Origin of the sequence: Streptomyces jumonjinensis (assembly GCF_009600885.1) — a bacterium.
In the GTDB taxonomy this organism is placed as follows: domain Bacteria; phylum Actinomycetota; class Actinomycetes; order Streptomycetales; family Streptomycetaceae; genus Streptomyces; species Streptomyces jumonjinensis.
The window spans coordinates 30,873-54,592 of sequence record NZ_VCLA01000130.1 but is presented as its reverse complement, the minus strand read 5'-3'; the positions used below and the strand labels follow the sequence as shown (position 1 = coordinate 54,592).

Below are 23,720 nucleotides of genomic sequence, written 5' to 3'. Positions count from 1 at the left end.
CAGAGGGATACAGGGGTACGGGGCCACCGCCCCGTACCCCCGCCGGTCAGGCGTCCAGGTCGGCGATGACGGCGTTGGACGGGCCGCGGCGGGCCCGTTCGTCCCGGGCCACCGCTTCCGCGTCGCGCAGCACCCGTACCGCGTTCTTCCAGGTCAGCTTCGCGAGATCGGGCTCGGACCAGCCGCGGCGCAGCAGCTCCGCGATCAGGTTGGGGTAGCCCGACACATCGTCCAGACCGTCCGGGACGAAGGCGGTGCCGTCGAAGTCGCCGCCGATGCCGATGTGGTCGACGCCCGCCGCCTCGCGCATATGGTCGAGATGGTCGGCGACCGTCGCCGCGGTCGCCACCGGGCGCGGACGGGCCTCCTCGAAGGCCGCGTGGAGCTTCATCGCCTCCGGTGACATGTCCAGCGGGTGGTAGCCGTGCGCCCGCAGGTTGTCGTCGGCCGCCAGGGTCCACTCGACCGCCGCCGGGAGGATGAACTTCGGTACGAAGGTGGCCATCGCGACGCCGCCGTTGCCGGACAGCCGCTCCAGCACATCGTCCGGGATGTTGCGTACGTGGTCGCAGACCGCGCGGGCGGAGGAGTGCGAGAAGATCACCGGGGCGGTGGTGGCGTCCAGCGCGTCCCGCATGGTCGTGGCCGCCACATGGGAGAGGTCGACCAGCATCCCGAGCCGGTTCATCTCCCGTACGACCTCACGGCCGAAGGGCGAGAGCCCGCCCACGGCGGGCTCGTCGGTGGCCGAGTCCGCCCACGGCACGTTGTCGTTGTGGGTGAGCGTCATATAGCGCACGCCCAGCTCGTACAGCGCGCGCAGCGTCGCGAGCGAGTTGTTGATCGAGTGGCCGCCCTCGGCCCCCATCAGGGAGGCGATACGGCCCGCCGCGCGCGCCCGCTCCATGTCGTCGGCGGTCAGCGCCCGTGCCAGTTCGGCGGGGTAGCGCTCCAGCATCTGCTGGACGCCGTCGATCTGCTCCAGGGTGGCGCTGACCGCGTCGTCGCCGGACATTGAGCAGGTGACGTACACCGACCAGAACTGGGCGCCGACCCCGCCGGCGCGCAGCCGGGGCAGATCGGTGTGGAGTACGCCGGTCTGGTCGGCGGAGAGGTCGAGGCGGTCCAGGTCGTAGCGGACGTTCTTGCGCAGCGCCCACGGGAGGTCGTTGTGGCCGTCGACCACGGGGTGGGCGGCGAGCAGTTCCTGCGCGCGGCCGAGGTAGGGGGAAGCGGTGTCCATGGCGGATTACTTCCCGAAGCCGAAGCTGTCCGCACCTGCGACCTTGGCCCGCAGTCGCTTGCCCTTCTCGGTGGCCTGCTCGTTCAGCTGCTGCTGGAAGTCCTTCATCCGGGAGCGCAGTTCGGGGTCGTGGGCGGCGAGGACGCGCGCCGCGAGCAGTCCGGCGTTCCGCGCGCCGGCAATGGAGACGGTGGCGACGGGGACCCCGGCCGGCATCTGGACGATCGACAGCAGCGAGTCCATGCCGTCGAGGTACTTCAGCGGGACCGGGACTCCGATCACCGGCAGCGGGGTCACGGAGGCGAGCATGCCCGGGAGATGGGCCGCTCCGCCCGCTCCCGCGATCAGCACCTTCAGCCCACGGGCGTCGGCGGCCTCGCCGTACGCGATCATCTCTGCCGGCATCCGGTGCGCGGAGAGCACATCGACCTCGAAGGGGATCTCGAACTCGGTGAGGGCCTGGGCGGCGGCCTCCATCACGGTCCAGTCCGAGTCGGAACCCATCGCGATGCCAACCAGCGGGGCAGTGCTCATTCGGTGATCGTTCCTCTGAGGTAGTCGGCCGCGTGGCGGGCGCGCTCGCGGACGTCCGCGAGATCGTCGCCGTAGGTGTTGACGTGCCCCACCTTGCGACCGGGCTTGACGTCCTTGCCGTACATATGGATTTTCAGCTGCGGGTCCCGGGCCATGCAGTGCAGATACGCCGCGTACATGTCCGGGTAGTCGCCGCCGAGCACATTGCACATCACGGTCCACGGCGCGCGCGGGCGGGGGTCGCCGAGCGGGAGGTCGAGCACGGCCCGTACATGGTTGGCGAACTGGGAGGTGACGGCGCCGTCCTGGGTCCAGTGGCCGGAGTTGTGCGGGCGCATGGCGAACTCGTTGACCAGGATGCGGCCGTCGGCGGTCTCGAAGAGCTCGACCGCGAGATGGCCGACGACGCCGAGCTCGGCGGCGAGGGTGAGGGCGAGCCGCTGGGCCTGGCCCGCGAGTTCCTCGTCCAGATCGGGCGCGGGGGCGATCACCGTGTCGCAGACGCCGTCCACCTGACGGGATTCGACCACGGGGTAGGCGACGGCCTGGCCGTGCGGGGAGCGGACGATGTTCGCGGCCAGCTCGCGGACGAAGTCGACCTTCTCCTCGGCGAGGACGGGCACGCCCGCGAGGAAGGGGTCCGCCGCCTCCTCGGGCGTACGGACGAACCACACGCCTTTGCCGTCGTAGCCGCCGCGCACGGTCTTGAGGATGACGGGGAAGCCGCCGACCTCCTCGGCGAACACCGTCACATCCGCGGGATCGGCCACGATGCGGTTACGGGGGCAGGGGGCGCCGAGCTCCCTGAGCCGGGCGCGCATCACCCCCTTGTCCTGGGCGTGGACCAGCGCGTCGGGGCCGGGGCGGACCGGGATTCCATCCGCCTCCAGCGCCCGGAGGTGTTCGATCGGGACATGTTCGTGATCGAAAGTGATCACATCGCAGCCCCGCGCGAACTCACGGAGCGTGTCCAGGTCGCGATAGTCGCCGATGACGACCTCGCCGACCACTTGGGCCGCCGAGTCCTGCGGGGAATCGCTGAGGAGCTTGAAACGGATGCCGAGGGGGATGCCCGCCTCGTGGGTCATACGGGCGAGCTGACCGCCGCCGACCATGCCGACTACCGGGAACGTCACCCTCTTAGAGTATCGGCCGCCCGCGCGGCGGCCCCGGGGGCCACACGGACGGCCCTCCTGTCACAGCCTCGCCACACCATCATTCAGGTGACCGGGCGGGGCATGGGCCGCTGGTTAGCATGACGGGGTTGACGACGTCGATCCGATGGAGCTGGACTCTCACTATGAGTGAACGAGGCGGAGCGCTGCGCATGCAGTTCGATCAGCTCATGCGCGAAGTCGCCAAGTTCGGGGCGGTGGGAGGCACGGGTGTGATCGTCAACCTCGCCGTCTTCAATCTCGTACGCGCGACCACCGAGGTCCCGGTGGTGCGGGCGTCCCTGGTGGCGAACGCGGTCGCGATCATCTTCAACTACCTGGGGTACCGCTACTTCACCTACCGTGACCGCGACAAGAGCGGGCGCACCCGGGAGCTCTCGCTCTTTCTGCTGTTCAGCGTGGTCGGCATGGCGATCGAGAACGGCATTCTCTACGCGGCGACCTATGGGTTCGACTGGGACAGCCCGCTCCAGAGCAATTTCTTCAAGTTCTTCGGGATCGGGGTCGCGACCCTCTTCCGCTTCTGGTCGTACCGGACGTGGGTGTTCCGGGCGCTGCCCACGCGGGAGGCGGTGCACACGGCTGAATCGTTCCTGGAGCGGGGACCGGTCGATCCGCACGGGGTGGCTCCGCGCCCCTGAGCCCCGATCCGGCCCGGGACGGGTTCAGCGGATGGTCGGGGGGCTGTCCTTGCGGCTGCGCGGGACCCGGCTCAGAAAGAGGGCGAAGACCGGGGGGTGCTGCTGGAGCATCTCCAGCCGGCCGCCGTCCGCCTCGGCGAGATCGCGGGCGACGGCCAGTCCGATGCCGGTGGAGTTCCGTCCGCTGATGCTCCGCTCGAAGATCCGCGCACCGAGATCGGCGGGCACCCCGGGGCCCTCGTCGGTCACCTCGATCACCGCCTGATTGCCGGTGACCCGGGTGCGCAGGGCGACCGTGCCGCCGCCGTGCATCAGCGAGTTCTCGATCAGCGCGGCCAGCACCTGGGCGACGGCGCCGGGGGTGCCCACCGCGCGCATCCCCTGCTTCCCGGAGCAGACCAGGGCGCGGCCCGCGCTGCGGTAGGCGGAGCGCCACTCGGCCATCTGCTGTTTCACCACCTCGTCGAGATCGAAGACGATCGCGGAGCCGGTGCGGGGGTCGCGGGAATTGGTCAGCAGCCGCTGGACCACGTCGGTGAGCCGCTCGACCTGGGCGAGCGCGATGCTCGCCTCCTCCTTGACGGTGGCGGGGTCGTCGGTGGCGGAGATCTCCTCCAGCCGCATGGAGAGCGCGGTCAGCGGCGTACGGAGCTGATGCGAGGCGTCGGCCGCGAGTCTGCGTTCGGCGGTGAGCATCCGGGCGATCCGCTCGGCGCTGGAGTCGAGGACGTCGGCGACCCGGTCGAGTTCGGGGACGCCGTAGCGGCGGTGGCGGGGGCGCGGGTCGCCGGAGCCGAGGCGCTCGGCGGTCTCGGCGAGATCGGTGAGCGGGGAGGCGAGCCGGTTGCCCTGCCGTACGGCGAGCAGGATCGCGGCGATGATCGCGATGACCGCGACCCCGCCGATGATCAGAAGGCTGCGGCCGACCTCGTCGGTGATGGAGGTGCGGGGCACCTCGACGGTGACGGTCTCGTTCTCCTCGCCGAAGGCGGTGGCCTCGATGACACCGCCCTCGGGGCGCTCGCCGATCTCGATGGGGCTCCGCCCGGGGATCTCGATCCTGGCGTACCGCTTGGTGCCGCTCTGCTCGGCGAGGATGTCGGGGTTGATGGGCTCGCCGCCGATGAGCCGGCTGTCGACGATGCTGGCGAGGCGGAGGGCCTCGGACTCGACGCTCTCCTCGGCGCTGCTGGTGATGGTGCGGGTCTCGACGATCACCAGGGAGACGCCGAAGACGGCGATGACGACGAGGACGACGGCGAGGGTGGAGTTGATGAGTCGTCGGCGCACGGGGGCCTCCGGGTGGTGTCGCGGGGCTCGGCTCTCATCGACGGGCTTCGGCCCTCTGCGGTCTTCTTCGGACCGCTTCGGCCCTCTTCGGACCTCTTCGGACCTGGCTCTCGCCGATGAGGCTCGTATCTTCTCGTCTTCTCGAAGGGGCCCGGCTCGCGCCGGTGGGGCTTGGGTCCTCTCGAAGGGGCTCGGCTCCCGTCGGAGAGGCCCGGCTCGCGCCGGAGGGGCTCAGCTCTTCTCGAAGCGGAAGCCGACGCCCCGGACCGTGGCGATATACCTCGGGTTCGCCGCGTCGTCGCCGAGCTTCTTGCGGAGCCAGGAGATATGCATGTCGAGGGTCTTGGTGGAGGACCACCAGGTGGTGTCCCATACCTCTCGCATCAGCTGGTCGCGGGTGACCACCCGGCCCGCGTCCCGCACCAGCACCCGGAGCAGATCGAACTCCTTCGCCGTGAGCTGGAGCTCCTCCTCCCCCATCCACGCGCGGTGCGACTCCACATCGATCCGCACCCCGTGCGTCGCCGGAGCCGGGGCGGGCTCGGTCGCCCCGCGCCGCAGCAGCGCCCGCACCCGTGCCAGCAGCTCCGCCAGCCGGAAGGGCTTGGTCACATAGTCGTCCGCGCCGGCGTCGAGGCCCACCACGGTGTCCACCTCGTCCGCGCGGGCCGTCAGCACCAGGATCGGCACCGTGTGCCCATCGGCGCGCAGCCGCCTGGCGACCTCCAGACCGTCCATCCCGGGCAGCCCCAGATCCAGCACGACCAGATCGACGCCGCCCGCCAGACCCGCGGCGAGCGCGGCCGGTCCGTCCTCGCGCACCTCGACCTCGTATCCCTCCCGGCGCAGCGCGCGGGCCAAGGGCTCGGAGATGGATGCGTCGTCCTCGGCGAGCAGTACACGGGTCATGCAGTGATGGTAGTCCGCGAGAGGTACGCACCGGGGCGTGATCCACAAGCCCTGCGGGTCCCAGGTGGCATCCCGGATACGACCTTTGAATCACGGCATACGGTTCCACCCATACCTGTGATCCATATCTCAAGTCCTTCCATATCCGACACTGTCATGTCGTATGGTGTCGAGTACGCCTGTAGCACTACACGGAGACCTTTGGCCTGCCGCAACCAGCAGCAAGCAGCGGCAGTGACGCCAAGGGTCTCCTCTGTGCGCGGTCCGGAGAGCCGGACCCGTAATCAGTGAATGACCTGTGGGCCGGGCCCCGGGCGCAATGTCGCCCCCGGGGCGTGGATCCCGGTGCGGTCTGTCCCTCCGCCCCCGGCGTCAGCCGGGGCGAACCCCTCAGGCGTGGGGCGGGGCAATTCCCTCACCGGTGCCGGTCACCCCCACCGGGCGCGTACCGCTCGAAGCAGCGCGTCCCGACAGCAAGGAACGACCATGGCGTCAAGCCTGACGAAGGCCTCGGCCGGCCCCGCCGCCGAGCCGACCTTCCTCGGCCACCCCCGCGGCCTGGCCAATCTGTTCATGACCGAGATGTGGGAGCGATACAGCTTCTACGGTATGCGAGCGCTGCTCGTGCTCTACCTGTCGGCCACGGTGGCCGACGGTGGACTCGGTATGACGATGGCGACCGCGGTCGCGATCTACTCCGTCTACAACGCCATGGTGTACCTGCTCGCCCTTCCGGGCGGCTGGCTCGGCGACCGCTTGTGGGGCGCGCGCAAGGCGACGGGCATCGCCGGCGTGATCATCATGATCGGCCACTTCCTGCTGGCGGTCCCGGTCGACGCGCTGTTCTTCGTCGGCCTCGCGTTCATCGCCGCCGGTTCCGGACTGCTGAAGGCCAACATCTCCACGATGGTCGGCCAGCTCTACCCGGACAAGACCGACCCGCGTCGCGACGGCGGCTTCACGATCTTCTACATGGGCATCAACCTCGGTGCCTTCGTCGCCCCGCTGACCATCGGCTGGGTCGGCCAGAAGGTCGACTGGCACCTGGGCTTCGCCATGGCGGGCGTGGGCATGGCCATCGGTCTGCTCTTCTACTTCCTGGGCTTCCGCCACCTGAGCGAGGAGTCCAGCAAGGTCCCCTCGCCGCTCCCCGCCGAGGAGCGCACCGCGCTGATCCGCAAGGGCCTGATCTGGCTGGGCATCGCCGCCGTCGGATACGCCATCGTCGGTCTCGCGGGCGTCTTCACCATCGACTGGGTGCTGTGGCCGCTGACCATCCTCGGTCTGCTGCTGCCGACGTGGTACCTGTTCCGCATCAAGCGGGACAAGGATCTGTCGGCGCTTGAGCAGACGCGGATGTCGGGCTACATCTGGTTCTTCGTGGCCGCCGCCGCGTTCTGGGCGATCTACGACCAGACCGGTTCGGTGCTCTCCCTCTTCGCCAAGAACGACACCGAGTCGACGCTCTTCGGCTTCGAGTTCCCGAGCACCTGGTTCCAGTCGCTGAACCCGCTGTTCGTGATGGCGCTCGCCCCGCTGTTCGCCATGCTCTGGGTCGCGCTGTTCAAGCGGAACCGTGAGCCGAGCACGCTGTCGAAGTTCGCCGCCGCGCTGGTGCTGGTCGGCGGATCCTTCGGCGTGATGATGGTCGCGCAGGGCATGGCCGCGGGCGACGCCAAGGTCTCGCCGATGTGGCTGGTCGCGGTCTACTTCATGCAGACCGTGGGTGAGCTGTGCCTCTCCCCGGTGGGTCTGTCGCTGACGACCAAGCTCGCGCCGGAGAAGTACGCCGCCCAGATGATGGGCGTCTGGTTCCTCGCTGTGACGGCGGGCGACTCGGTCATCGCGCTGCTCCAGCTGATCGGGGCGCCAACGGATACTCAAGGCTGGTTCGCCAGCCAGGGTGTGATCGCCGCGCTCGCGGGTGTCGCGATCTTCATGTGGCGGCGGAAGGTCAAGCCGCTCATGGGCGGCGTGAACTGATCTCGCCGCTGGCCTGAGGGCGTACGCGAAGGGCCGCCGCACCGGCAGACGACCGGTGCGGCGGCCCTTCGCCGTCTCTGCCGCGCGCCGCTTCGGGCGCTGCTCAGGGGTGCTCCTCCGCACTGGGGCGGGGCCTTCGCGGGGCGGGGTCGGGGGTGAACCACGGCAGCGCCGCCGGGGCGGTGGCGCTGTCTTCCGGGCCGGGTACGCCGCCCTCCGGGCCGGGTACGTCGTCTTCCGGGCCGGCTGGGCCGCCGGAGTGCCGCCGGGTAACGCGGTGGCGGCCCGGCGGGCGGACGCGGTCGACGATCGCCATGCCGATACGGAACACCGCCGCCGGGACGACGACGGCGAGCAGAATCCAGAAGATCGTGACACCCCAGGGCCGGCCCACGTCCCAGGGCTGCGACACCATCGGCTTCCTCCCGTACTCCACCGAGACCTCATAGTCGCCATGTGCCCCGGGTGGCAGCTCCACATCCAGCTTGACCAGCGCCTTCTCTCCGGGCTTGAGCGTCCCGCGCCACCGCCGCTCCTCCCATCGGGGGGCGTAGAGCCCATGGGCGACGCCGACCCTGAAGACGGGGTCCTCGACGGTGGCAGCGCCCAGATTGCCCACGGTGAAGACGAGCCGCCGGGAGGGCGGGGCCCCGAAGAAGACGAGGACCCCGTCATCGCCTTCGAGCCGGGTGGCGGCGAGGACCGCGAGCCGGCCCCGGCCGCCGGAGTCCGGCAGCGGTGCGGTGGGGTGGCCCGCGACGGTGAAGGGGACGTCCTTCGCGGCCCGCTCGCCGGTGACGGTCGCCACATGCACCACACAGGGGCAGGGCTTCGGCGGCGCGGCCACGGGGAGCTTTCCGCTGAACGAGCCCCCGGCGCCGGCGGTGACGGCGCGGCCCTCGGAGTTGGCGCAGGCGTCGGTGCCGCCGATCATGTTCTGCCCGCAGACGAGGATCATCAGCAGCGCCCGGGGCCGCCAGCCGCTTCCGCTGACGGTGATCTCTCCGCCCCGCTCCGCCCGCTGCCGGGAGAGCTCGACCCCGGGCCCGTCGCCGTCGGCGGCGAACGCCGGAGCGGCCGGCTGCGGAAGGAGCAGCGCGAACAGCGCCGCCAGAACCGCCAGCGCGCCGTACGCCGAGAAGGACGCCCGCCCGGCTCCGTATCCGTACCTCAGCACGCTCCCTCCACGGGCGGCCGGGCCCGGCGGCGGCGCGACCACAGCGCCACGGCGGCGACCGCCGACAGCCCGGTGAGGACCGCGAGAGGCGGCCAGGGGACGAAGACCTCCGACGCCGTGCCGCTCGCCCGGACCCGCCGGGGCCCCTCGGCCGACGCGACGACGCGTACCTCCACCGCGTCCAGCACCGGCGGATCGGTCCACTTCTCCGTGAGCGCGACCCGCCGCGCGGGCGGCAGCTCCGCCGGGAGGGAGCGCGGGGTGCGGCGCAGCGCCTCTCCGAAGAGCCCGTCCGCGGTGATCGTCACCCGGGGCCTCAGGACCGTACTGCCGCGGTTCACCAGCGTGTAGCGGACCGCGCCGGCCGAGACCGAGACGTCCTCGACCGTGAGCGCCGCCACCGCCGGGCCGCTGACCCGCAGATGGACGCGGACGGACGCCTCCCGGCCGCCCGCCGACGCGGTCACGGCCGCCGGGTGGTCGCCGGGCGGCGTGGCCGGGGGGACGGTGATGGAGAAGGGGACCTTCGCCCGGGTGCGCGGCGGGACCGTGACCCTCTCGGCGGCGAGGGTGATCCAGGCCGCCGCGCCCCGTGGCCGGCCCGGCGCGGCCCCGCCCGTGGCCGTGGTCGTGGCCGGGCGCAGCCGTACCGTCAGCGGGCGGGCGCCGGGGTTCGTCACCTGGAGCTCGTCCTCCAGTACGGCGCCGGGCTCGCCCTGTGCGTAGAGATACGGCCGGTCGCCGCCGTCGACGGTCCATGCCGGGCCGGGCGGTGGTGTGGCCGCCACGGCATGGCCGCCCGGGTACGCCATCGCCGTCGCCGTCGCCGTCGCCATCGCCGTCGCCGTACAGAGCACCGCCATGAGCGTCGCCGTCAGGCGTGCCGGGGCCGCCATGGTCAGCCCGCGGCCCGCCGGCCGCCGCGCCTGGTCAGCCAGAGGACGCCCACCGCGCCGGAGAGCAGCACCGTGCCGCCGAGGGTGCCGAGCGCCACCGCGGAGTCCAGCGGTCCGGTCTTGGGCAGCTCTCCGCTGGAACCGGAGGAACCAGAGGAACCGCTGGAACCGGAGGAACCGGAGCCGGAGGAACTCGAAGAGCCCGAAGAGCCCGAAGAGCCCGAAGAGCTGGATGATCCGGAGGAGCCGGACGCGGTGACCTCCAGTTCCAGCGACGGCTTCGGGCTGTTCGTCGGGGTGCAGGTCGTCGTCGTGCCGAGCGCCTTGATGGTCAGCACCCCGGCGGTGAAGGTGACCTTCCCGCTCTTCGCCGGGGTGTAGGTCCCCGACAGGTCGCTGATCTTGATGGGGGTGTTCGGCGGGATCGCCTCCGCGTTCGGCTCGCCCGAGACCGCGACCGAGCCGGACTCCGCCCCGCCCAGCACGATCTTCGCGCTGGGCTTCATCGCGCCCTTGCCCAGCTCCACCGGGCTGGAGGAGACCCCTTTCCGGAAGGACATCGTCAGCTTGTAGGAGCTGCCGCTCTTCACCGACTCGATGGCGATCGGCGAGACCGCGGTCTTGACGCCGATCGGGGTCTCACAGCGGTACTTGACGTCCACGACGGCGGCCTCGGCGGCCGGGGCGGCGATCAGCACCACCGGGCCCGCCACCGCTGCCGCGAGCGCGAGAGCTGTCCGTTTCTGGTACCTCACCTGGAGTTCCCCTCTTGCCGCACGCCGTCGCGACCGGCTGGAAGCCCCGCCGGACGACGCTTACTGACGACTCATCAGATCGGCGTTCAAGGTACGCCCGGGGCCCTGGAGAGGGAAGACGAAGAGCACGCCTTGTTGACGTGCTCTACAAGAGATTCGCATCCGGCCGGACGGCCGGGCCGGTGTGGTGTGGTGCGGTGCGGGCTGGTGCGGGACGGGGCGCGGCCCCGGCGATCACGCCGGGGCCGCCAGCTCCGCCCACACCGTCTTACCCGGCGCTCCGGGCACTCTGACGACCCCCCAGTCGAGGCAGAGCCGCTGCACGATAAACATGCCGTGCCCGCCGGGCCGTCCCGCGCGGTGCGGGGTGCGCGGCGCGGGCTGGCCCGCGCCGCGGTCGGAGACCTCCAGCCGGAGCACCTTGCCGTCGCAGACGACCGTCAGCTCATCGGGGCCCTCCGCGTGCAGACAGGCGTTGGTGACCAGTTCGGAGACGACCAGCAGCACATCCTCGGCCGCGGCCCTGCGGTCGGCCGAGGCGGCGGGCAGCCAGCCCCAGTCGTACAGCGCCTGGCGGGTGAAGTCCCGGGCGAGCGGGACGATGCCGCTGGCGCCGTTCAGGGCAAGGCGGCGCGCGTGCCCCGCTGAGGTCCCTGGAGGGACGCCGACGACGCCATCCGGCTCGGGGCCGAGGTCGCCCGGCTGCTGCCGCCGGGTGGTGCTCATCAGCGCTTCACCTCACCGATTCACCAGTTCGTCATTCCATCACCACGTCACCGCCGCGGCACCGCGCCCCGACGGCACCGTGACGCCGGCGTTCACACGCGTACGCCGCACGCTCACGTTCACCGCTCGTACCGCTCGTACCGCTCGTACCGCTCGCACTGCATGTACGTGTCACTCACATATCAGAGTGCCGGACCACCGGCCCCCGCACGCGCTCCACAGGGAGTCTCCTGCCCTCGCATGGGGTGACAACACTCACTACGCCCGCAGCGGAATGTCCCAGCCGCCCCAGGGGTATCCGCTCAGTCGGCGAGAGCCTCATCCAGAGACCGATGGACGGTGAAGACCGCCTCGGCCCCGGTGATCTCCAGGACTCGCGCCACCACGGGCAGCAGCCCGGCCAGATGGACGCCTCCCCCGGCGGCCTCGGCCTTGAGCCGGGCGGCCAGCAGGACATTGAGTCCGGTCGAGTCGCAGAACTCCAGCCGCGAGCAGTCGATGACCAGACGGGAACGCCCCCGGACGAGCGCGTCCTCCAGAGGGCGGCTCAGGGTGTCCGCCGTATGGTGATCCAGCTCACCGGCCGGTTTCACCACTTCGCTGTGGCCCTCGGCCCGAACCTCGACCAGAAGCCGGCCTCGATTCGCGCTGCCGACCGTCCCGCGGTCCATGCCCGTCCCTCTTCGCCGTGTCGTACGCCTGGTGTGACGTGTCCGGTGCGACGCGCCCAGTGTGATCATCCCTGCGGCTGCCACCGTGACTTCCGGGAAACACTACGCCTTCTTCACGCGGACGGGCCACCACAACTCCCCAATGAAAGCCTCATTTCGGGCAAATGCGATTTGCAACGAACCGGGGGGAGCGGGTAGGGCGGGTAGGGAACGAAGCAACACCGCTCACCCACGACCGGCTTTGGAGGCGCCGCTCACCGCAGCGCGATGACACGGCTTCGGCGGCCATACGCCGAGAACGCTGGAGGAGACCCATGTCACCCCGGCTGGACCCCGCCCCCGCTGTCGGCGCCGACGCGTCCCGGCGCCCCTGCCCGGCCCCCCGTCCGCGTCCGGCCACCGAGGCCGCTGAGGCCGCTGAGGCCGCCGGAGACGCCAGAGACGCCAGAGACGCCAAAGACACTGACGCCGACGGCCGCCCGAGCCTCCGGGGCCCGGCGGACCTCCCCGTGATCCCGCCCTTCGGCGAGCTCGGGCCGATGGACTCCCGGGCGCTCTCGAAGACGCTCTTCGCCCGGCTCGCGGACCTCGACGAGGGCACCCACGAGCACTCCTATGTACGGAACACCCTCGTCGAGCTCAATCTCACGCTCGTCAGATTCGCCGCCTCCCGCTTCCGCACCCGCAGCGAGCCGATGGAGGACATCGTCCAGGTCGGCACGATCGGCCTGATCAAGGCGATCGACCGCTTCGAGCTCAGCAGGGGCGTCGAGTTCCCCACCTTCGCGATGCCCACCGTCATCGGCGAGATCAAGCGCTTCTTCCGGGACACCAGCTGGTCGGTCCGGGTGCCGCGCAGACTCCAGGAACTCCGCATCGAACTGGCCAAGGCCGGTGACGAGCTCTCCCAGCGGCTGGACCGCTCGCCCACGGTCGGCGAGCTGGCCGGGCATCTCGGCATCGGCGAGGACGAAGTCGTCGAGGGCATGGCCGCGAGCAACGCGTACACCGCCAGCTCCCTCGACGCGGGCGCCGAGAACGACGGCGACGACTCCGAGGGCGGCGCGCTCGCGGACCGGATCGGCTACGAGGACCACGGCCTGGAGGGCATCGAGTACATCGAGTCCCTCAAGCCGCTGATCGCGGGTCTGCCCGCACGGGACCGCAGGATCCTCTCCCTCCGCTTCGTGGCCGGTATGACCCAGTCGGACATCGGCGAGGAGCTGGGGATCTCCCAGATGCATGTGTCCCGGCTGCTCTCCCGCACCCTGGTCAAGCTGCGGAAGGGGCTGACGGCGGAGGAGTGAGTCAGCGCCGGCGGCGGTCGTGAACTCCGTTCCGTTCGCGACCCGTTCGCGACCCGTTCGCGACCCGTTCGCGACCCGTTCGCGCCCCGTTCGGGAAGAGCAGGGGAGAGCGGGGGAACGGGATGCGCATGAGGTTCGAGTGACAGTTCGGACCTGGTGCGTACGCCCGATGAGCGCGGCGGCAATCCGGCGCGACTTCGCCAACCGACATTCGAAGCCGGTCCGTTGATCGTAGGATTCAGCAGTGCTCCCGGTCTCCCCTCGGGAGTCGGGCACATCCCCCGGTTCCCCGGGGCGCGGGCATGGTGCAAGTCCTCCTGAAAGGCTCGGTCTTCGTGGTCGTGGTCTACGTCGTGGTCTCCTCGCACACCGGGTCGAGCCGCTCCGGGCGCTCGTGATGAGCCGGAACCGCGGCGGACCCGGGACCTCGCTGTGGGCCCCGGCGACCGCGCTGGCCGCCGTCGCCGGGGCCGCTCTGTTCGCGGACCACCACACCCCGGCCGACTGGCGGCAGATACTCGCCTGGGCGTGCGCGGCCGTGGCGGCGCTCGCCCTGGTGTGGGCGGCCACGCTGCTGCGGCTGGTCCGCGCCGAGCGCGCCGGCCGCGAGACCGTCCGCCGCACGGCGGACGCCAGAGCCGCCGAAGTGGCCCATCTCGCCTCCGTACGGCTGCCCGCGATCGCCGAGCGGCTGCGCTCGGGGCGCCGGCCGGACTCCGTGCCCGGACCCCTCGCGCCGTCCGCCGACACCGGCGACGAGTTCGCCCGGGACCTGGCCGCGATCGCCGAGGCCCTGGGCTCCGACGAGGCGGTGCGCCGGGAGCGGGTGCTGCGGGACTCCGTACAGGCCGCGTTCGAGTCCGTCGCCCGCAATATGCACGCGATGGCCACGGTCCAGCAGCAGGTGCTCGACCGGGTGGAGCGCGCCATCGAGGATCCCCGGCTGATGGCCGAGGTGATGAAGGCCGACCACGCCGCCGCGCAGATGACCCGTAAGGCGCAGACGCTGCTGGTGATGTGCGGGATCTGGCCCGCCCGCCGGGAGACCCAGCCGGTCTCGCTCTACGACTGCGTCCGGGGAGCGCAGTCGCGGATCGTGGAGTTCAACCGGATCGAGGTGCACGGCGGACAGACCCTCTACGTGGTGCCGCCCGCCGTCGAGGGGCTGATGCACGCCATCGCCGAACTCCTGGAGAACGCCACGGTGTTCTCGCCCTCGCGCACCCAGGTCATGGTCACCGTGCGCGAGGTGGGCGCGGGGGCGGTGGTGGAGATCGACGACGCCGGGCTCGGCATGCCGCCGGATGTGCTGCGCCAGTCGACGGCCCGGCTCCGCGACGAACTGGACCTGGCGGAGCTGGGCGCGGTACCCCGGCTGGGGCTGGCGTGCGTGGGCCGCTGGACGAGGGAGCTGGGGTTCGGCGTCGAGCTGACGGGGGCTTCGGCGTACGGGGGGACGCGGGCGGTGACGTTCGTTCCGTACCGGCTGCTGACGGAGCCGCTGTCGCACTTCCCGGGCCGCCGGCCGGTGAAGGGCGAGCGGGCCCCGGAGGGGTACGGGACGGACCCGGACGGATACGGGACGGACCCGGACGGATACCGGGAGGGCCGGGGGGCGTACGCGGAGACGGCCCCGGTCACGGCGGGCCGCCGGGGCACGGATGCGTACGACGGGCCGGGCACGGATGCGTACGACCGCACACGGCTCGCGGACCACCAGACCGGGCCCGGGAACGGCGAGCAGCAGCAGCAGAACGGGAACGGCGGATACCGGGGCGTCGTGCCGTCCCCGGCCGCCTATCCGGACGCGCCGCAGCACTCGGCCGCGTACCAGGAACCGGCGCGGTGCGCGGGCTACTGGGGAGCCGCCTCGCCCGCTTCGTACGAGCCCGGCGGAGCCGCCCCGCACCCCACCGCCCCCACGGCGGACGGGCAGGACGGCACGCCCCGGACGCCCGGCCCCACCGGGACGCACGCCGCGCTGCCCCGCAGACGCAGCCGCCGGGGCGCGGCCCTGGAAGCCGCCGCCCAGATGGCCCTGCAACCCCCGCCGCCCGCCGCCCCGGACCTCCCCGCCGACCGGTCCGTCTGGACCCCCGAGGCCGCGCGGGCATCGGTCGCCAGCGTGGTGTCCGGCACCCGCCGCGGCCGGGCGGCCGTGGCGGACTCCCCCGGCGCGGAGCCCGCCCCGGCGACCCACCCCATCGCACCCGAAGCACACTCTGGAGGCCGGTCATGACCGGGATCATCACCAGACTTCCCGACCTGGGCTGGATGCTCCGCCCGCTGACCGAGATCCCCGGCGTGCGGCACGCGGTGGTGGTCTCCGAGGACGGGCTGCGGCTCGGCCATCTCTCCGCCGGGAATCTCACCGGGCCGGTCGCCTCGCTCAGCGTCGCCGAGGCGGAGGCGCTCTCCGCCGCCTGCGCGGCGATGAACATGACGGGGCGTTCCACCGCCGCCCTCTTCTTCGGCCGGGGCGCTGGAGTGCGTCAGCTGATGCTGGAGTCCGACCATGGATTCGTCCTCTTCACCCACGCGGGCGTCGGAGCGCATCTGGGGGTCGCCACGGACACCGAGGCCGATGTCGGCCTGGTCGCCCAGCAGATGCAGCTGCTGGTCGCGAAGATCGGCGCGCATCTGAGCAGTCAGCCGAGGGATCCGGTGACCGACTCCTCATGACGGACCGTCCGGAGGGCCGGACGCCGTCGGCGGTACGCCCGTATGTGATCACCAGAGGACGCTCGGACACCGGCAGGGAGCCGCTGGCCTGGGAGACCCTGGTGATGGCGACCGACGCCGCGTTTCCGCCGTCCCTCCAGCCGGAACACCACAAGATCCTGACCCACTGCCAGGGTCTGCTGTCGGTCGCCGAGGTGGCCGCGCATCTCGGCCAGCCTCCCTCGGTCGTCCAGGTGCTGCTCAGCGATCTCGTCGATTGGGGGCTGATCGTGATCCGCCCGCCCATCGCGCCGGCCGAACACACCGATGTGACCATGCTCAGAAAGGTCCTCCATGGCCTCGAAAGCCGTCTCTGACGACCCGGACCGGGCGTCGGGACATCCGGACGCGCACGCGTCGCCGCCCGCTCCTGCCGCCCCGGCCGCTCCCGGAGCGGGCGGCGAGTCCGGAAAGTACGTCAGCCCCGGAGTCACGGGCGCGGCCAAGCTGCTGATCGTCGGCCCGCTCGGGGTCGGCAAGACCACGCTCATCGGCACCGTCTCGGAGATCGAACCGCTCTCCACCGAGGCGGTGATGACCCGCGCGGGAGCCGGCGTCGACACGGTGCTGACCCCCGGCAAGACCACCACCACCGTCGCCCTGGACTTCGGCCGGATCACCATCGACGGCGCCCTGGTGCTCTATCTCTTCGGGACACCGGGCCAGCAGCGCTTCCTGCCCGCCTGGCGGGACCTCGCCAAGGGCGCGCTGGGCGCGCTGGCCCTGGTCGACACCCGCGATCTGGCGGCGTCCTTCGACGCGCTGGGCAATCTGGAGGACCTCGGGCTGCCGTTCGCGGTCGCGGTCAACACCTTCCCCGGCAGCCCCCGGTACGCGGAGGACGAGCTGCGGGCGGCGCTCGATCTGCTGCCCGGGACACCGCTGGTGGAGTGCGACGCACGGGACATGCGGTCCTCGGTCCGCGCGCTGATCGCACTGCTCGGCCATCTGATCGACACGGCGGCCGACCCCCGGCCCGGCCCGTCGTGGCCGGCACCCCCGCGGGCCGTCAACACAACCGTCAACACGGCCGTCACGGAGTCCTCATGACCTCGGCCTCGCCCACGCCCTCGCATCGCGGCGCGCGCGGTCCGGCCGCGACCGCGCTGTACGGGCCGGAGCTCGACGGCGACGCCATGCCCGAGCTGTACGAGCGGCTGCGCCGGGCCCATGGTCCGGTGGCCCCGGTGACCATCGCCCCCGGCATCGACGCCTGGCTGGTGATCGGCCATCGCGAGCTGCTCCGGCTCACCCGTGAGGAGCAGGACTTCTCCCACGATCCGCGCCGCTGGACGCTGCTGCGCGAGGGCCGGGTGCCGCCCGACTCGCCCATCATGCCGATCATCGGCTGGCGGCCCGCGCTGCTCTTCGCCGACGGGCAGCAGCACCGCCGGATGCGTACGGCCGTGTCCGAGGCGCTCGCCCAGATCAACGGCCATGAGCTGCGGCGCAGCGTCCGAGCGGCGGCCGAGCGGCTGATCGCGTCGTTCGCCGGCCGGCGCGAGGCCGATCTCGTGCCGCACTACGCCCGGAAGCTGCCCGTGCAGGTGATCATCGAACTGCTCGGTCTGGACGAGCGCACCGGGCAGCACATGGCGCACGCGATCAACGGCGTGGTCATCGCCAACGCGGACTCGGTCAACGCGGGGCAGCGGATGAACGCCGTCCTGCTGGCGCTGATCAAGGAGAAGCGGGAGCGGCCGGGAGAGGACATCACCTCGGCGCTGCTGCGTCATCCGGCGGGCCTCACGGACGAGGAGGTGCTGCACAATCTGGCGGTCATGTTCGTCACGGGCCAGCAGAACACCGTCAACTGGATCTCCAGCACGCTGCGGGTGCTCCTCTGCGACCCGGCCTTCCGCTCCTCGCTGACGGTGGGGCATCTCAGCGTGGACGACGCGCTGGATCTGGTGCTGTGGCGGCATCCGCCGGGGCAGAACGTGCCGGCCCGGTACGCCACCCGCGATCTGGACTTCGGCGGGCAGCGGATCCGGGCCGGGGACATGCTGCTGCTGGGGATCGCGGGGGCCAACCGGGATCCCGGGGTGCTGCCGGAGGACGGCGTTCCGGTGGTCGGCAACCGTTCCCATCTGGCGTTCGGCGCGGGGCCGCACAGCTGCCCGGCGCAGGATCCGGCCCGGCTGATCACCCGTACCGCCGTGGACACCATCCGCCACCGGCTGCCGGATCTGGAGCTGGCGGTGCCGGAGTCGGAGCTGGCGTGGGTGAGGTCGCCCTGGGACAAGGGACTCGCGGCGCTGCCGGTGCGCTTCTCCGAACCGCAGTTGCCGAGCATCATGGAGCGGGCGGCGGGGGCTGGGGTGTCCTAAAACCATTCGCCCGGCTCGGCACGCCTCGGGGCGCGCACCGCTCGCGTACCGCTCGTGTACCGCCGTTCGCACTCGTACAGCTCACGTACCGCCCGTTCGTACTCGTACAGCTCACGTACCGCACTCGTACCGCCGTTCGCGCTCATCCAGCAGTCGTCCGTCGTCACGTTCGCAGTCAGGAGAACCGAGTTGAACCCTGCCACGCCTCCGTACCGCCCGGACCCCGAGGGCAGCTGTCCGCACGCCGCCAACGCACAGCTGCTCGCTCGGGGGGCCGTGACCGATGTGGTGCTACCCGGGGACATCCCGGGAAAGATGGTCCTGAGACACGAGGCCCTCAAGGAGTTTCTCTCCCACCCCGATGTCGGCAAGGAGCCTCAGCACTTCACCGCGCTGCGGGAGGGGCTGATACCCGACGGCTGGCCGCTGATGGCCTTCGCCACCGTCCCCGGGATGCTGACGACGGACGGCGACCGGCACCGCAGACTGCGGTCGCTGGCGGCCAGGGCGTTCACCCCGCGCCGGGTGGAGGGGCTGCGACCACGGATCGAGGAGATGACCGCCGGGCAGCTCGACATCCTGGCCGAGGCGGCGCGGGCGGGCGACGGGATCGTCGATCTGCGCGCCCACTTCGCGATGCCGCTGCCGATGCGGGTGATCTGCGAGCTGCTCGGAGTGGACTCCGAGTACCGGGACCGGCTGCACCATCTGTCGCAGGAATTAGTCAAAACCACCACCAGCCATGAGGAGGCGATCGCCGCCAATCTGGAGATGCCGCAGGTCCTGGCGGCCATCGCGGCCGAGCGGGCGCGGCGGCCGGGCGACGATCTGACCAGCGCGCTGATCGCGGTCCGCGACGAGGACGGCGACCGGCTCAGCCAGGAGGAGCTCATCGGCACCATGCTGCTGCTGATCATCGCGGGCCATGAGACCACGCTGAGTCTGATCAACAACGCGGTACGGGCGCTGTGCGGCCACCGCGACCAGCTGGCGGCGGTCCGCTCAGGTACGGCGAGCTGGGCGGACGTGGTCGAGGAGACGCTGCGCTGGGACTCCCCGACCAACTACTTCCCCTTCCGCTATCCCCTGCGGGACATCACCGTGGACGGCACCGTGATACCCCAGGGGACACCGGTGCTCGCGGGGTACGCGGCGGCCGGACGCGACCCGTCGGCGCACGGCCCGGACGCGGACCGCTTCGATGTGACCCGGCAGGGCGGGGCCCGCCATCTGTCGCTGGGGCACGGCCCGCACTTCTGTCTGGGCGCTCCGCTGGCGCGGATGGAGGGGGCGATCGCGCTGGAGGCCCTCTTCACCCGCTTCCCGGATCTGGATCTCGCGCTTCCGGAGGCGGAGCTGCCACGGCACCCCAGCTTCGTCGGCAACACCGTGGAGGAGCTGCCGGTGCGGCTGACCGGCTCCAGGGCTGAGGCGGTGAGCTGACGGGCTCCAGGGCTGAGGCGGTGAGCTGACCGGGCCTCACATCGGGCGGAGCGGCCCTCGGACGAGGGTCGCTCCGCTCCGGCGGCGGCGCGTCAGCGGCACTTGCGGCCGTGCCGCCAGACGTCGCTCACCAGCGGGACCCCCGGACGGTAGGCCAGATGGACCGGGCTGGGCGCGTCCAGCAGGACGATGTCGGCGCGGGCCCCGGGGGCGATGCGCCCGATGTCCGTACGCCGCAGGGCCGCCGCCCCGCCCGCGGTCGCCGCCCAGACCGCCTCGTCCGGGGTCATCCCCATGTCGCGTACGGCGAGGGCGACGCAGAACGGCATCGAGGAGGTGAACGACGACCCCGGGTTGCAGTCCGTGGAGAGGGCGACGGTCGCCCCCGCGTCCAGCAGCCGCCGGGCGTCGGGCCAGGGGGCGCGGGTGGAGAACTCCGCGCCGGGGAGCAGGGTCGCGACCGTGCTCCCGCTCGCGAGGGCGTCCACGTCGGCGTCGGTCAGATGGGTGCAGTGGTCGGCGCTCGCGGCCTCCAGCTCGACGGCGAGCAGCACCCCCGGGCCGTGGCCGAGCTGGTTGGCGTGGACCCGGGGGATCAGTCCCTTCGCCTTCCCGGCGGTGAGGACGGCGCGGGCCTGGTCGCCGTCGAAGGCGCCCCGCTCGCAGAAGACGTCGACCCAGCGGGCATGGGGCGCACAGGCGTCGAGCATCTCGCCGGTGACGAGTCCGACGTAGGCGGCCGGGTCGTCGGCGTAGTCGGGGGAGACGATATGCGCCCCCAGATAGGTGACCTCGTCGGTGTGGCGTGCGGCGATCTCCAGCGCGCGGGCCTCGTCGTGGACGGTGAGCCCGTACCCCGACTTGGTCTCGAAGGTGGTGGTGCCCTGGCGCAGCGCCTCGTCGAGATAGCGGACGAGGTTGGCTTCGAGCGCGGCGTCGGACGCGGCGCGGGTGGCGGCGACCGTGGTGCGGATGCCGCCGGCTTCATAGGGCCGCCCGGACATCCGGGCGTTGAACTCCGCGGTGCGGTCGCCGCCGAAGAGCAGATGGGAGTGGGAGTCCACAAAGCCGGGGATGGCGGCGCGGCCCGCGGCGTCGTGGACGGTGTCGGCGGCGGGGGCGTCCTGGGCGCGGCCGGTCCAGACGACGCGATCGCCGTCGATGACCAGGGCGGCGGACTCGATGAGGCCGAGGGGGGCGCCGTCGCCGTGAGCGGGGTCGTTGGTGACGAGGGTCGCGATATTGGTGATGAGGGTGCTGGTCATGGGGTCCTCTCGCCGGATTCTGCTCGCCCGATGCTGCGGAGAGTCTGCCAACACCGCCGGGCTCGTCGGACGCCGCCCGGCCCGTTCCGTTCCGCTGGTGCCGACCGGTCCGTTCCCCAGCGCCGACCGGTCCGTTCCCGCCGCCACCCGGCCCGTCAGGACGCGCCGCGGTGGAGCGTGATCACCGTGGCGTCGCCGATCGAGCCCTCGGCGGGGATGGTTCGGCTGCTGGTCCGGCGGTCGCCTATCAGCCGTTCCAGCTCCCCGGCACTGGGCTGGAGCCGCCCCTTCTCGAAGAGTACGAAGCTGATGTCCGTGCCGCGCGGCGGGGAGAGCTCGCGGAACTGGCCGTAGGTGACGGCGTCGCAGCCGGAGTACCAGCCCAGATCAGGTTCGTATCCGGTGACGAGCAGGCAGGGCCGCTCGGACCTCAGCTCCAGCGCCACGGGGACGGTGGATTTCTTGAGCAGGTTCGGGGCCGCCATCGCGCCATGGGCTATGACCTGGGCCGAGCCGAGCACGGTCAGCGCCGACAGGGCCGCGACGCAGCCGAGCACCACCGGGGTCCAGGCGCGGGCCGCGCGGGCGAGCCCGCCGACGCCGAGGATGGTGAGCAGGACGACCGGTGCGTAGACGAAACGCGGCTCGCCGTCCGTGGCCAGGCCCAGGACCACGCAGATCAGTACGGCGGAGGAGCCGAGGAAGACATGGCGCCGGTCGTCGTCGCGGACCGGCGCGGCCCCGGGCGCGGCCCCGGCCCCCGGCACGGGCCTGCGGGAGCGCCAGAGGCGGCGAGCGGCGGCTCCCGCGACGACCAGCCCGGCCGTCATGACGACGGCGCCGAGGTCACCGGCGAGGCGATACGGGAAAATGGCCAGATAGTAGAGCAAGCCGTCGCCGATGAAGAGGCGTTCGGCCTGGTCCGTGGCGAAGAAGATGATTCCGAGGGGCGATCCGGTGGTCGCCGTCGCGTACAGGAAGTGCGGCAGGAGTCCGGCGCACAGCACCCCGCCCGCGATGGCGAGTTGCCTTCCTCTGGCGAGCCAGGCCCGGGGTCCGTAGGCGATAAGCGCGGAAACCGCGATGGCCAGCAGATTTCCCACGACGCCATAGCGGAGATAAAAGGCCGCGAGAGCGATGAACGGGACGAGCAGCAAGGCTTTGCCGTCTCTGTTCTCCTGCGCTCTCACCAGGAGGAATATCACCCAGAGAAGAAGTCCGGTGGCTCCTATGTCATTGAGGAATTCGGGCACTCTGCGCAGAAATCCGAGTCCGCTGAGCACGACGAGCACCACCACGACCGCGCGGCGCGGCGAGAGCCAGCGTGCGGCGACGAGATAGACGGTGGCGAGGGTGAAGAGGGTGAGCGCGAGGGCCACCGTCCGCAGCGCGCCGACATCGGGGTGGATCTCCAGGGCGATCCGGCCCAGCCAGGGCAGACCCACCGGGCGGTAGACGCCCCAGCCCGCGTCGGGCAGGCCGTTCCACCAGGAGCGGGCCTTATTGGCGTAGACGGCCTCCTCATGGCCGATGTACGGCTCCTTGTCCTGAAGCCAGGCCCAGGCCCCGGCGGCCAGCAGCAGCACGGCCGCCGGCCAGAGCGGAGCGGGGACCCGCCGGACGCTCCGGACGATCCGCGCGCAGCGGGCGGGCACTTCGGCCCGGGCCCACCAGGGGCGTATCGCCAGCCAGGCCGGGGCCGCGCCGAGGAGAAAGGGCCAGGGCTGCCAGCCCGGCAGCAGACGGCCGTGGCCGAGGACGATGAGAAGCTGCTGCAATACGGCCGCCGCGGTGAGCGCGCACGCCGTGACGACGATGATCCGGCGGCGCTTCCCGGGTATCGCTCCGGGGCTCTCGGATTCCGCGCGTTGGGCGGGCATTTCGGTGGCCCCATTTCCTGTCGGCCATGCCCGCGGGGCGACCTTGGCGATCTGTGAGTACTTCGGATATCGACCGGCGATCAACGGCCGGGCCGACGGCCTGGAGAGTGTACCGGGGCCTTGACCGGAGATCGGCAACCGCCCCTTCGCAGATCTGTGAGGCCCATTCCGAATGGCCGTCGGGCCGTCGGGCCTAATGGCCGCCGGGCCGTCGCCCGGAATTCAGTCGGGCGAGTGGGAGTCCAGGATCAGCCGGCGGTGCAGCTCCTGGAGCCCGTCCGGGAGATCGTCCGGCGAGCACCAGCGCGCCTCCAGGATCTCCAGCGGATCGAGCGCCAGGACGCCGCCGACGTACTCCGCCTCATAGGCGACCTCGACCCGGAGCCGGTAGCCGCTTCCGAGATGCACCAGAGCGCCGGTCCGCACATCGAGACCGGTCTCCTCCTTCACCTCCCGCACCACCGTCTCCTCGAACCGCTCCCCCTTGACGGCGCATCCGGTGGGCAGCCCCCAGGGGTGCCTCGGCGACCAGAGCCGGTGGCGCAGCAGCAGCACCCGCCCCCGCTCGTCCCGGACGACACCGGTCACCCCGACCATGAACTTGGCGTGTGCGAGCCAGAGGATCCGCCACTGGAGGGAGCCTCGCAGGCCCAGCCAGATCCGGGCGATGAGCCGCTTCATGTCGTGTCGTGCCTCTCCGGGGTGGGCGCGGGCCGCGAAGTGCGGTGCTGGACGCCCACGATGACGGATGGGGACGGCGGACGGTTGACCGGG

Annotated in this window: 23 protein-coding genes; 9 read left to right on the top strand and 14 right to left on the bottom strand. The window is 71.6% G+C overall.

The features are described 5' to 3' along the window. Positions 1–46: 46 nt before the first annotated feature. From FF041_RS15455 to FF041_RS15445, 3 genes are read right to left on the bottom strand one after another with little or no spacing between them, the layout of a single operon-like run. Positions 47–1,243 carry a dipeptidase gene (locus FF041_RS15455; protein ID WP_153523364.1) on the bottom strand — a complete coding sequence of 399 codons (1,197 nt, stop codon included), beginning with the start codon at positions 1,241–1,243 and terminating at the stop codon, positions 47–49. A gap of 6 nt (positions 1,244–1,249) precedes the next feature. Continuing rightward, a complete protein-coding gene (purE, locus tag FF041_RS15450) occupies positions 1,250–1,777 on the bottom strand; it encodes a 5-(carboxyamino)imidazole ribonucleotide mutase (RefSeq protein WP_153483552.1) in 528 nt (175 codons plus the stop codon). Next, on the bottom strand, positions 1,774–2,913 hold the full coding sequence (locus FF041_RS15445) for a 5-(carboxyamino)imidazole ribonucleotide synthase (RefSeq protein ID WP_323371659.1): 1,140 nt from the start codon (positions 2,911–2,913) through the stop codon (positions 1,774–1,776). The genes purE and FF041_RS15445 overlap by 4 nt, the downstream gene beginning before the upstream one ends. 164 nt (positions 2,914–3,077) lie before the next feature. Here FF041_RS15445 and FF041_RS15440 point away from each other — a divergent pair, with 164 nt between their 5' ends. Next, complete coding sequence (locus tag FF041_RS15440; protein WP_153523363.1) at positions 3,078–3,593, top strand: GtrA family protein; 516 nt, start codon at positions 3,078–3,080, stop codon at positions 3,591–3,593. Between the two features lie 24 nt (positions 3,594–3,617). On the opposite strand, the gene FF041_RS15435 is transcribed toward FF041_RS15440, so the two are convergent. Both FF041_RS15435 and FF041_RS15430 read right to left on the bottom strand, forming a co-directional pair. Continuing rightward, complete coding sequence (locus FF041_RS15435) at positions 3,618–4,883, bottom strand: ATP-binding protein (RefSeq protein WP_323371660.1); 1,266 nt, start codon at positions 4,881–4,883, stop codon at positions 3,618–3,620. Positions 4,884–5,114: 231 nt separating this feature from the next. Continuing rightward, positions 5,115–5,792, bottom strand: coding sequence for a response regulator transcription factor (locus FF041_RS15430; RefSeq protein WP_194292045.1), 678 nt, complete (start codon positions 5,790–5,792; stop codon positions 5,115–5,117). 486 nt (positions 5,793–6,278) lie between these two features. On the opposite strand from FF041_RS15430, the gene FF041_RS15425 reads away from it, so the two are divergent. After that, complete coding sequence (locus FF041_RS15425) at positions 6,279–7,775, top strand: peptide MFS transporter (RefSeq protein ID WP_153523362.1); 1,497 nt, start codon at positions 6,279–6,281, stop codon at positions 7,773–7,775. Between the two features lie 103 nt (positions 7,776–7,878). Here FF041_RS15425 and FF041_RS15420 read toward each other — a convergent pair whose 3' ends face one another. From FF041_RS15420 to FF041_RS15400, 5 genes are all read right to left on the bottom strand, one after another. Then, positions 7,879–8,952 (bottom strand): hypothetical protein, encoded by a 1,074-nt coding sequence (locus FF041_RS15420; protein WP_323391898.1) that lies wholly within the window; start codon positions 8,950–8,952, stop codon positions 7,879–7,881. Then, complete coding sequence (locus FF041_RS15415; protein WP_153523361.1) at positions 8,946–9,848, bottom strand: COG1470 family protein; 903 nt, start codon at positions 9,846–9,848, stop codon at positions 8,946–8,948. Before FF041_RS15415 ends, FF041_RS15420 begins: the two co-directional genes overlap by 7 nt. Positions 9,849–9,850: 2 nt before the next feature. Then, positions 9,851–10,603, bottom strand: coding sequence for a peptidase (locus FF041_RS15410; RefSeq protein WP_323391897.1), 753 nt, complete (start codon positions 10,601–10,603; stop codon positions 9,851–9,853). Positions 10,604–10,837: 234 nt separating this feature from the next. After that, on the bottom strand, positions 10,838–11,329 hold the full coding sequence (locus FF041_RS15405; protein ID WP_153523360.1) for an ATP-binding protein: 492 nt from the start codon (positions 11,327–11,329) through the stop codon (positions 10,838–10,840). A gap of 302 nt (positions 11,330–11,631) precedes the next feature. Beyond that, positions 11,632–12,000, bottom strand: a complete 369-nt coding sequence (locus tag FF041_RS15400; RefSeq protein ID WP_153523359.1) for an STAS domain-containing protein — start codon at positions 11,998–12,000, stop codon at positions 11,632–11,634. A 314-nt stretch (positions 12,001–12,314) separates the two neighbouring features. Between FF041_RS15400 and FF041_RS15395 the strand changes: the two genes are divergently transcribed. From FF041_RS15395 to FF041_RS15370, 6 genes are all read left to right on the top strand, one after another. Next, complete coding sequence (locus tag FF041_RS15395; RefSeq protein ID WP_153523358.1) at positions 12,315–13,307, top strand: RNA polymerase sigma factor SigF; 993 nt, start codon at positions 12,315–12,317, stop codon at positions 13,305–13,307. 397 nt (positions 13,308–13,704) lie between these two features. Continuing rightward, positions 13,705–15,546, top strand: a complete 1,842-nt coding sequence (locus FF041_RS15390) for an ATP-binding protein (protein WP_228388232.1) — start codon at positions 13,705–13,707, stop codon at positions 15,544–15,546. Then, positions 15,543–15,989 (top strand): roadblock/LC7 domain-containing protein, encoded by a 447-nt coding sequence (locus FF041_RS15385; RefSeq protein ID WP_153523357.1) that lies wholly within the window; start codon positions 15,543–15,545, stop codon positions 15,987–15,989. The genes FF041_RS15390 and FF041_RS15385 overlap by 4 nt, the downstream gene beginning before the upstream one ends. Then, positions 15,986–16,345, top strand: a complete 360-nt coding sequence (locus tag FF041_RS15380; protein WP_153483563.1) for a DUF742 domain-containing protein — start codon at positions 15,986–15,988, stop codon at positions 16,343–16,345. The genes FF041_RS15385 and FF041_RS15380 overlap by 4 nt, the downstream gene beginning before the upstream one ends. Then, positions 16,323–17,078, top strand: a complete 756-nt coding sequence (locus tag FF041_RS15375) for a GTP-binding protein (RefSeq protein WP_153523356.1) — start codon at positions 16,323–16,325, stop codon at positions 17,076–17,078. The genes FF041_RS15380 and FF041_RS15375 overlap by 23 nt, the downstream gene beginning before the upstream one ends. Then, positions 17,075–18,358 (top strand): cytochrome P450, encoded by a 1,284-nt coding sequence (locus FF041_RS15370; protein ID WP_153523355.1) that lies wholly within the window; start codon positions 17,075–17,077, stop codon positions 18,356–18,358. Before FF041_RS15375 ends, FF041_RS15370 begins: the two co-directional genes overlap by 4 nt. On the opposite strand, the gene FF041_RS15365 is transcribed toward FF041_RS15370, so the two are convergent. Next, positions 18,355–18,525, bottom strand: coding sequence for a hypothetical protein (locus FF041_RS15365; RefSeq protein WP_153523354.1), 171 nt, complete (start codon positions 18,523–18,525; stop codon positions 18,355–18,357). The genes FF041_RS15370 and FF041_RS15365 overlap by 4 nt on opposite strands. Before the next feature lie 22 nt (positions 18,526–18,547). On the opposite strand from FF041_RS15365, the gene FF041_RS15360 reads away from it, so the two are divergent. Beyond that, positions 18,548–19,801 carry a cytochrome P450 family protein gene (locus tag FF041_RS15360; protein ID WP_153523353.1) on the top strand — a complete coding sequence of 418 codons (1,254 nt, stop codon included), beginning with the start codon at positions 18,548–18,550 and terminating at the stop codon, positions 19,799–19,801. 92 nt (positions 19,802–19,893) lie between these two features. Here FF041_RS15360 and hutI read toward each other — a convergent pair whose 3' ends face one another. From hutI to FF041_RS15345, 3 genes are all read right to left on the bottom strand, one after another. Beyond that, on the bottom strand, positions 19,894–21,066 hold the full coding sequence (gene hutI, locus FF041_RS15355; protein ID WP_153523352.1) for an imidazolonepropionase: 1,173 nt from the start codon (positions 21,064–21,066) through the stop codon (positions 19,894–19,896). A gap of 155 nt (positions 21,067–21,221) precedes the next feature. Next, positions 21,222–22,946 (bottom strand): glycosyltransferase family 39 protein, encoded by a 1,725-nt coding sequence (locus FF041_RS15350; protein WP_153523351.1) that lies wholly within the window; start codon positions 22,944–22,946, stop codon positions 21,222–21,224. Positions 22,947–23,168: 222 nt separating this feature from the next. Further along, on the bottom strand, positions 23,169–23,627 hold the full coding sequence (locus FF041_RS15345) for an NUDIX domain-containing protein (protein WP_153523350.1): 459 nt from the start codon (positions 23,625–23,627) through the stop codon (positions 23,169–23,171). Positions 23,628–23,720 lie beyond the last annotated feature (93 nt).

What these genes read in the sequence shown, in the direction of transcription:
- hutI (WP_153523352.1), bottom strand. Translation starts at nt 21,066, where the DNA reads ATGACCAGCACCCTCATCACCAATATCGCGACCCTCGTCACCAACGAC.
- FF041_RS15350 (WP_153523351.1), bottom strand. Translation starts at nt 22,946, where the DNA reads ATGCCCGCCCAACGCGCGGAATCCGAGAGCCCCGGAGCGATACCCGGG.
- FF041_RS15395 (WP_153523358.1), top strand. Translation starts at nt 12,315, where the DNA reads ATGTCACCCCGGCTGGACCCCGCCCCCGCTGTCGGCGCCGACGCGTCC.
- FF041_RS15415 (WP_153523361.1), bottom strand. Translation starts at nt 9,848, where the DNA reads ATGGCGGCCCCGGCACGCCTGACGGCGACGCTCATGGCGGTGCTCTGT.
- FF041_RS15375 (WP_153523356.1), top strand. Translation starts at nt 16,323, where the DNA reads ATGGCCTCGAAAGCCGTCTCTGACGACCCGGACCGGGCGTCGGGACAT.
- FF041_RS15390 (WP_228388232.1), top strand. Translation starts at nt 13,705, where the DNA reads ATGAGCCGGAACCGCGGCGGACCCGGGACCTCGCTGTGGGCCCCGGCG.
- FF041_RS15380 (WP_153483563.1), top strand. Translation starts at nt 15,986, where the DNA reads ATGACGGACCGTCCGGAGGGCCGGACGCCGTCGGCGGTACGCCCGTAT.
- FF041_RS15345 (WP_153523350.1), bottom strand. Translation starts at nt 23,627, where the DNA reads ATGAAGCGGCTCATCGCCCGGATCTGGCTGGGCCTGCGAGGCTCCCTC.
- FF041_RS15425 (WP_153523362.1), top strand. Translation starts at nt 6,279, where the DNA reads ATGGCGTCAAGCCTGACGAAGGCCTCGGCCGGCCCCGCCGCCGAGCCG.
- FF041_RS15430 (WP_194292045.1), bottom strand. Translation starts at nt 5,792, where the DNA reads ATGACCCGTGTACTGCTCGCCGAGGACGACGCATCCATCTCCGAGCCC.
- purE (WP_153483552.1), bottom strand. Translation starts at nt 1,777, where the DNA reads ATGAGCACTGCCCCGCTGGTTGGCATCGCGATGGGTTCCGACTCGGAC.
- FF041_RS15440 (WP_153523363.1), top strand. Translation starts at nt 3,078, where the DNA reads ATGAGTGAACGAGGCGGAGCGCTGCGCATGCAGTTCGATCAGCTCATG.
- FF041_RS15370 (WP_153523355.1), top strand. Translation starts at nt 17,075, where the DNA reads ATGACCTCGGCCTCGCCCACGCCCTCGCATCGCGGCGCGCGCGGTCCG.
- FF041_RS15405 (WP_153523360.1), bottom strand. Translation starts at nt 11,329, where the DNA reads ATGAGCACCACCCGGCGGCAGCAGCCGGGCGACCTCGGCCCCGAGCCG.
- FF041_RS15400 (WP_153523359.1), bottom strand. Translation starts at nt 12,000, where the DNA reads ATGGACCGCGGGACGGTCGGCAGCGCGAATCGAGGCCGGCTTCTGGTC.
- FF041_RS15455 (WP_153523364.1), bottom strand. Translation starts at nt 1,243, where the DNA reads ATGGACACCGCTTCCCCCTACCTCGGCCGCGCGCAGGAACTGCTCGCC.
- FF041_RS15385 (WP_153523357.1), top strand. Translation starts at nt 15,543, where the DNA reads ATGACCGGGATCATCACCAGACTTCCCGACCTGGGCTGGATGCTCCGC.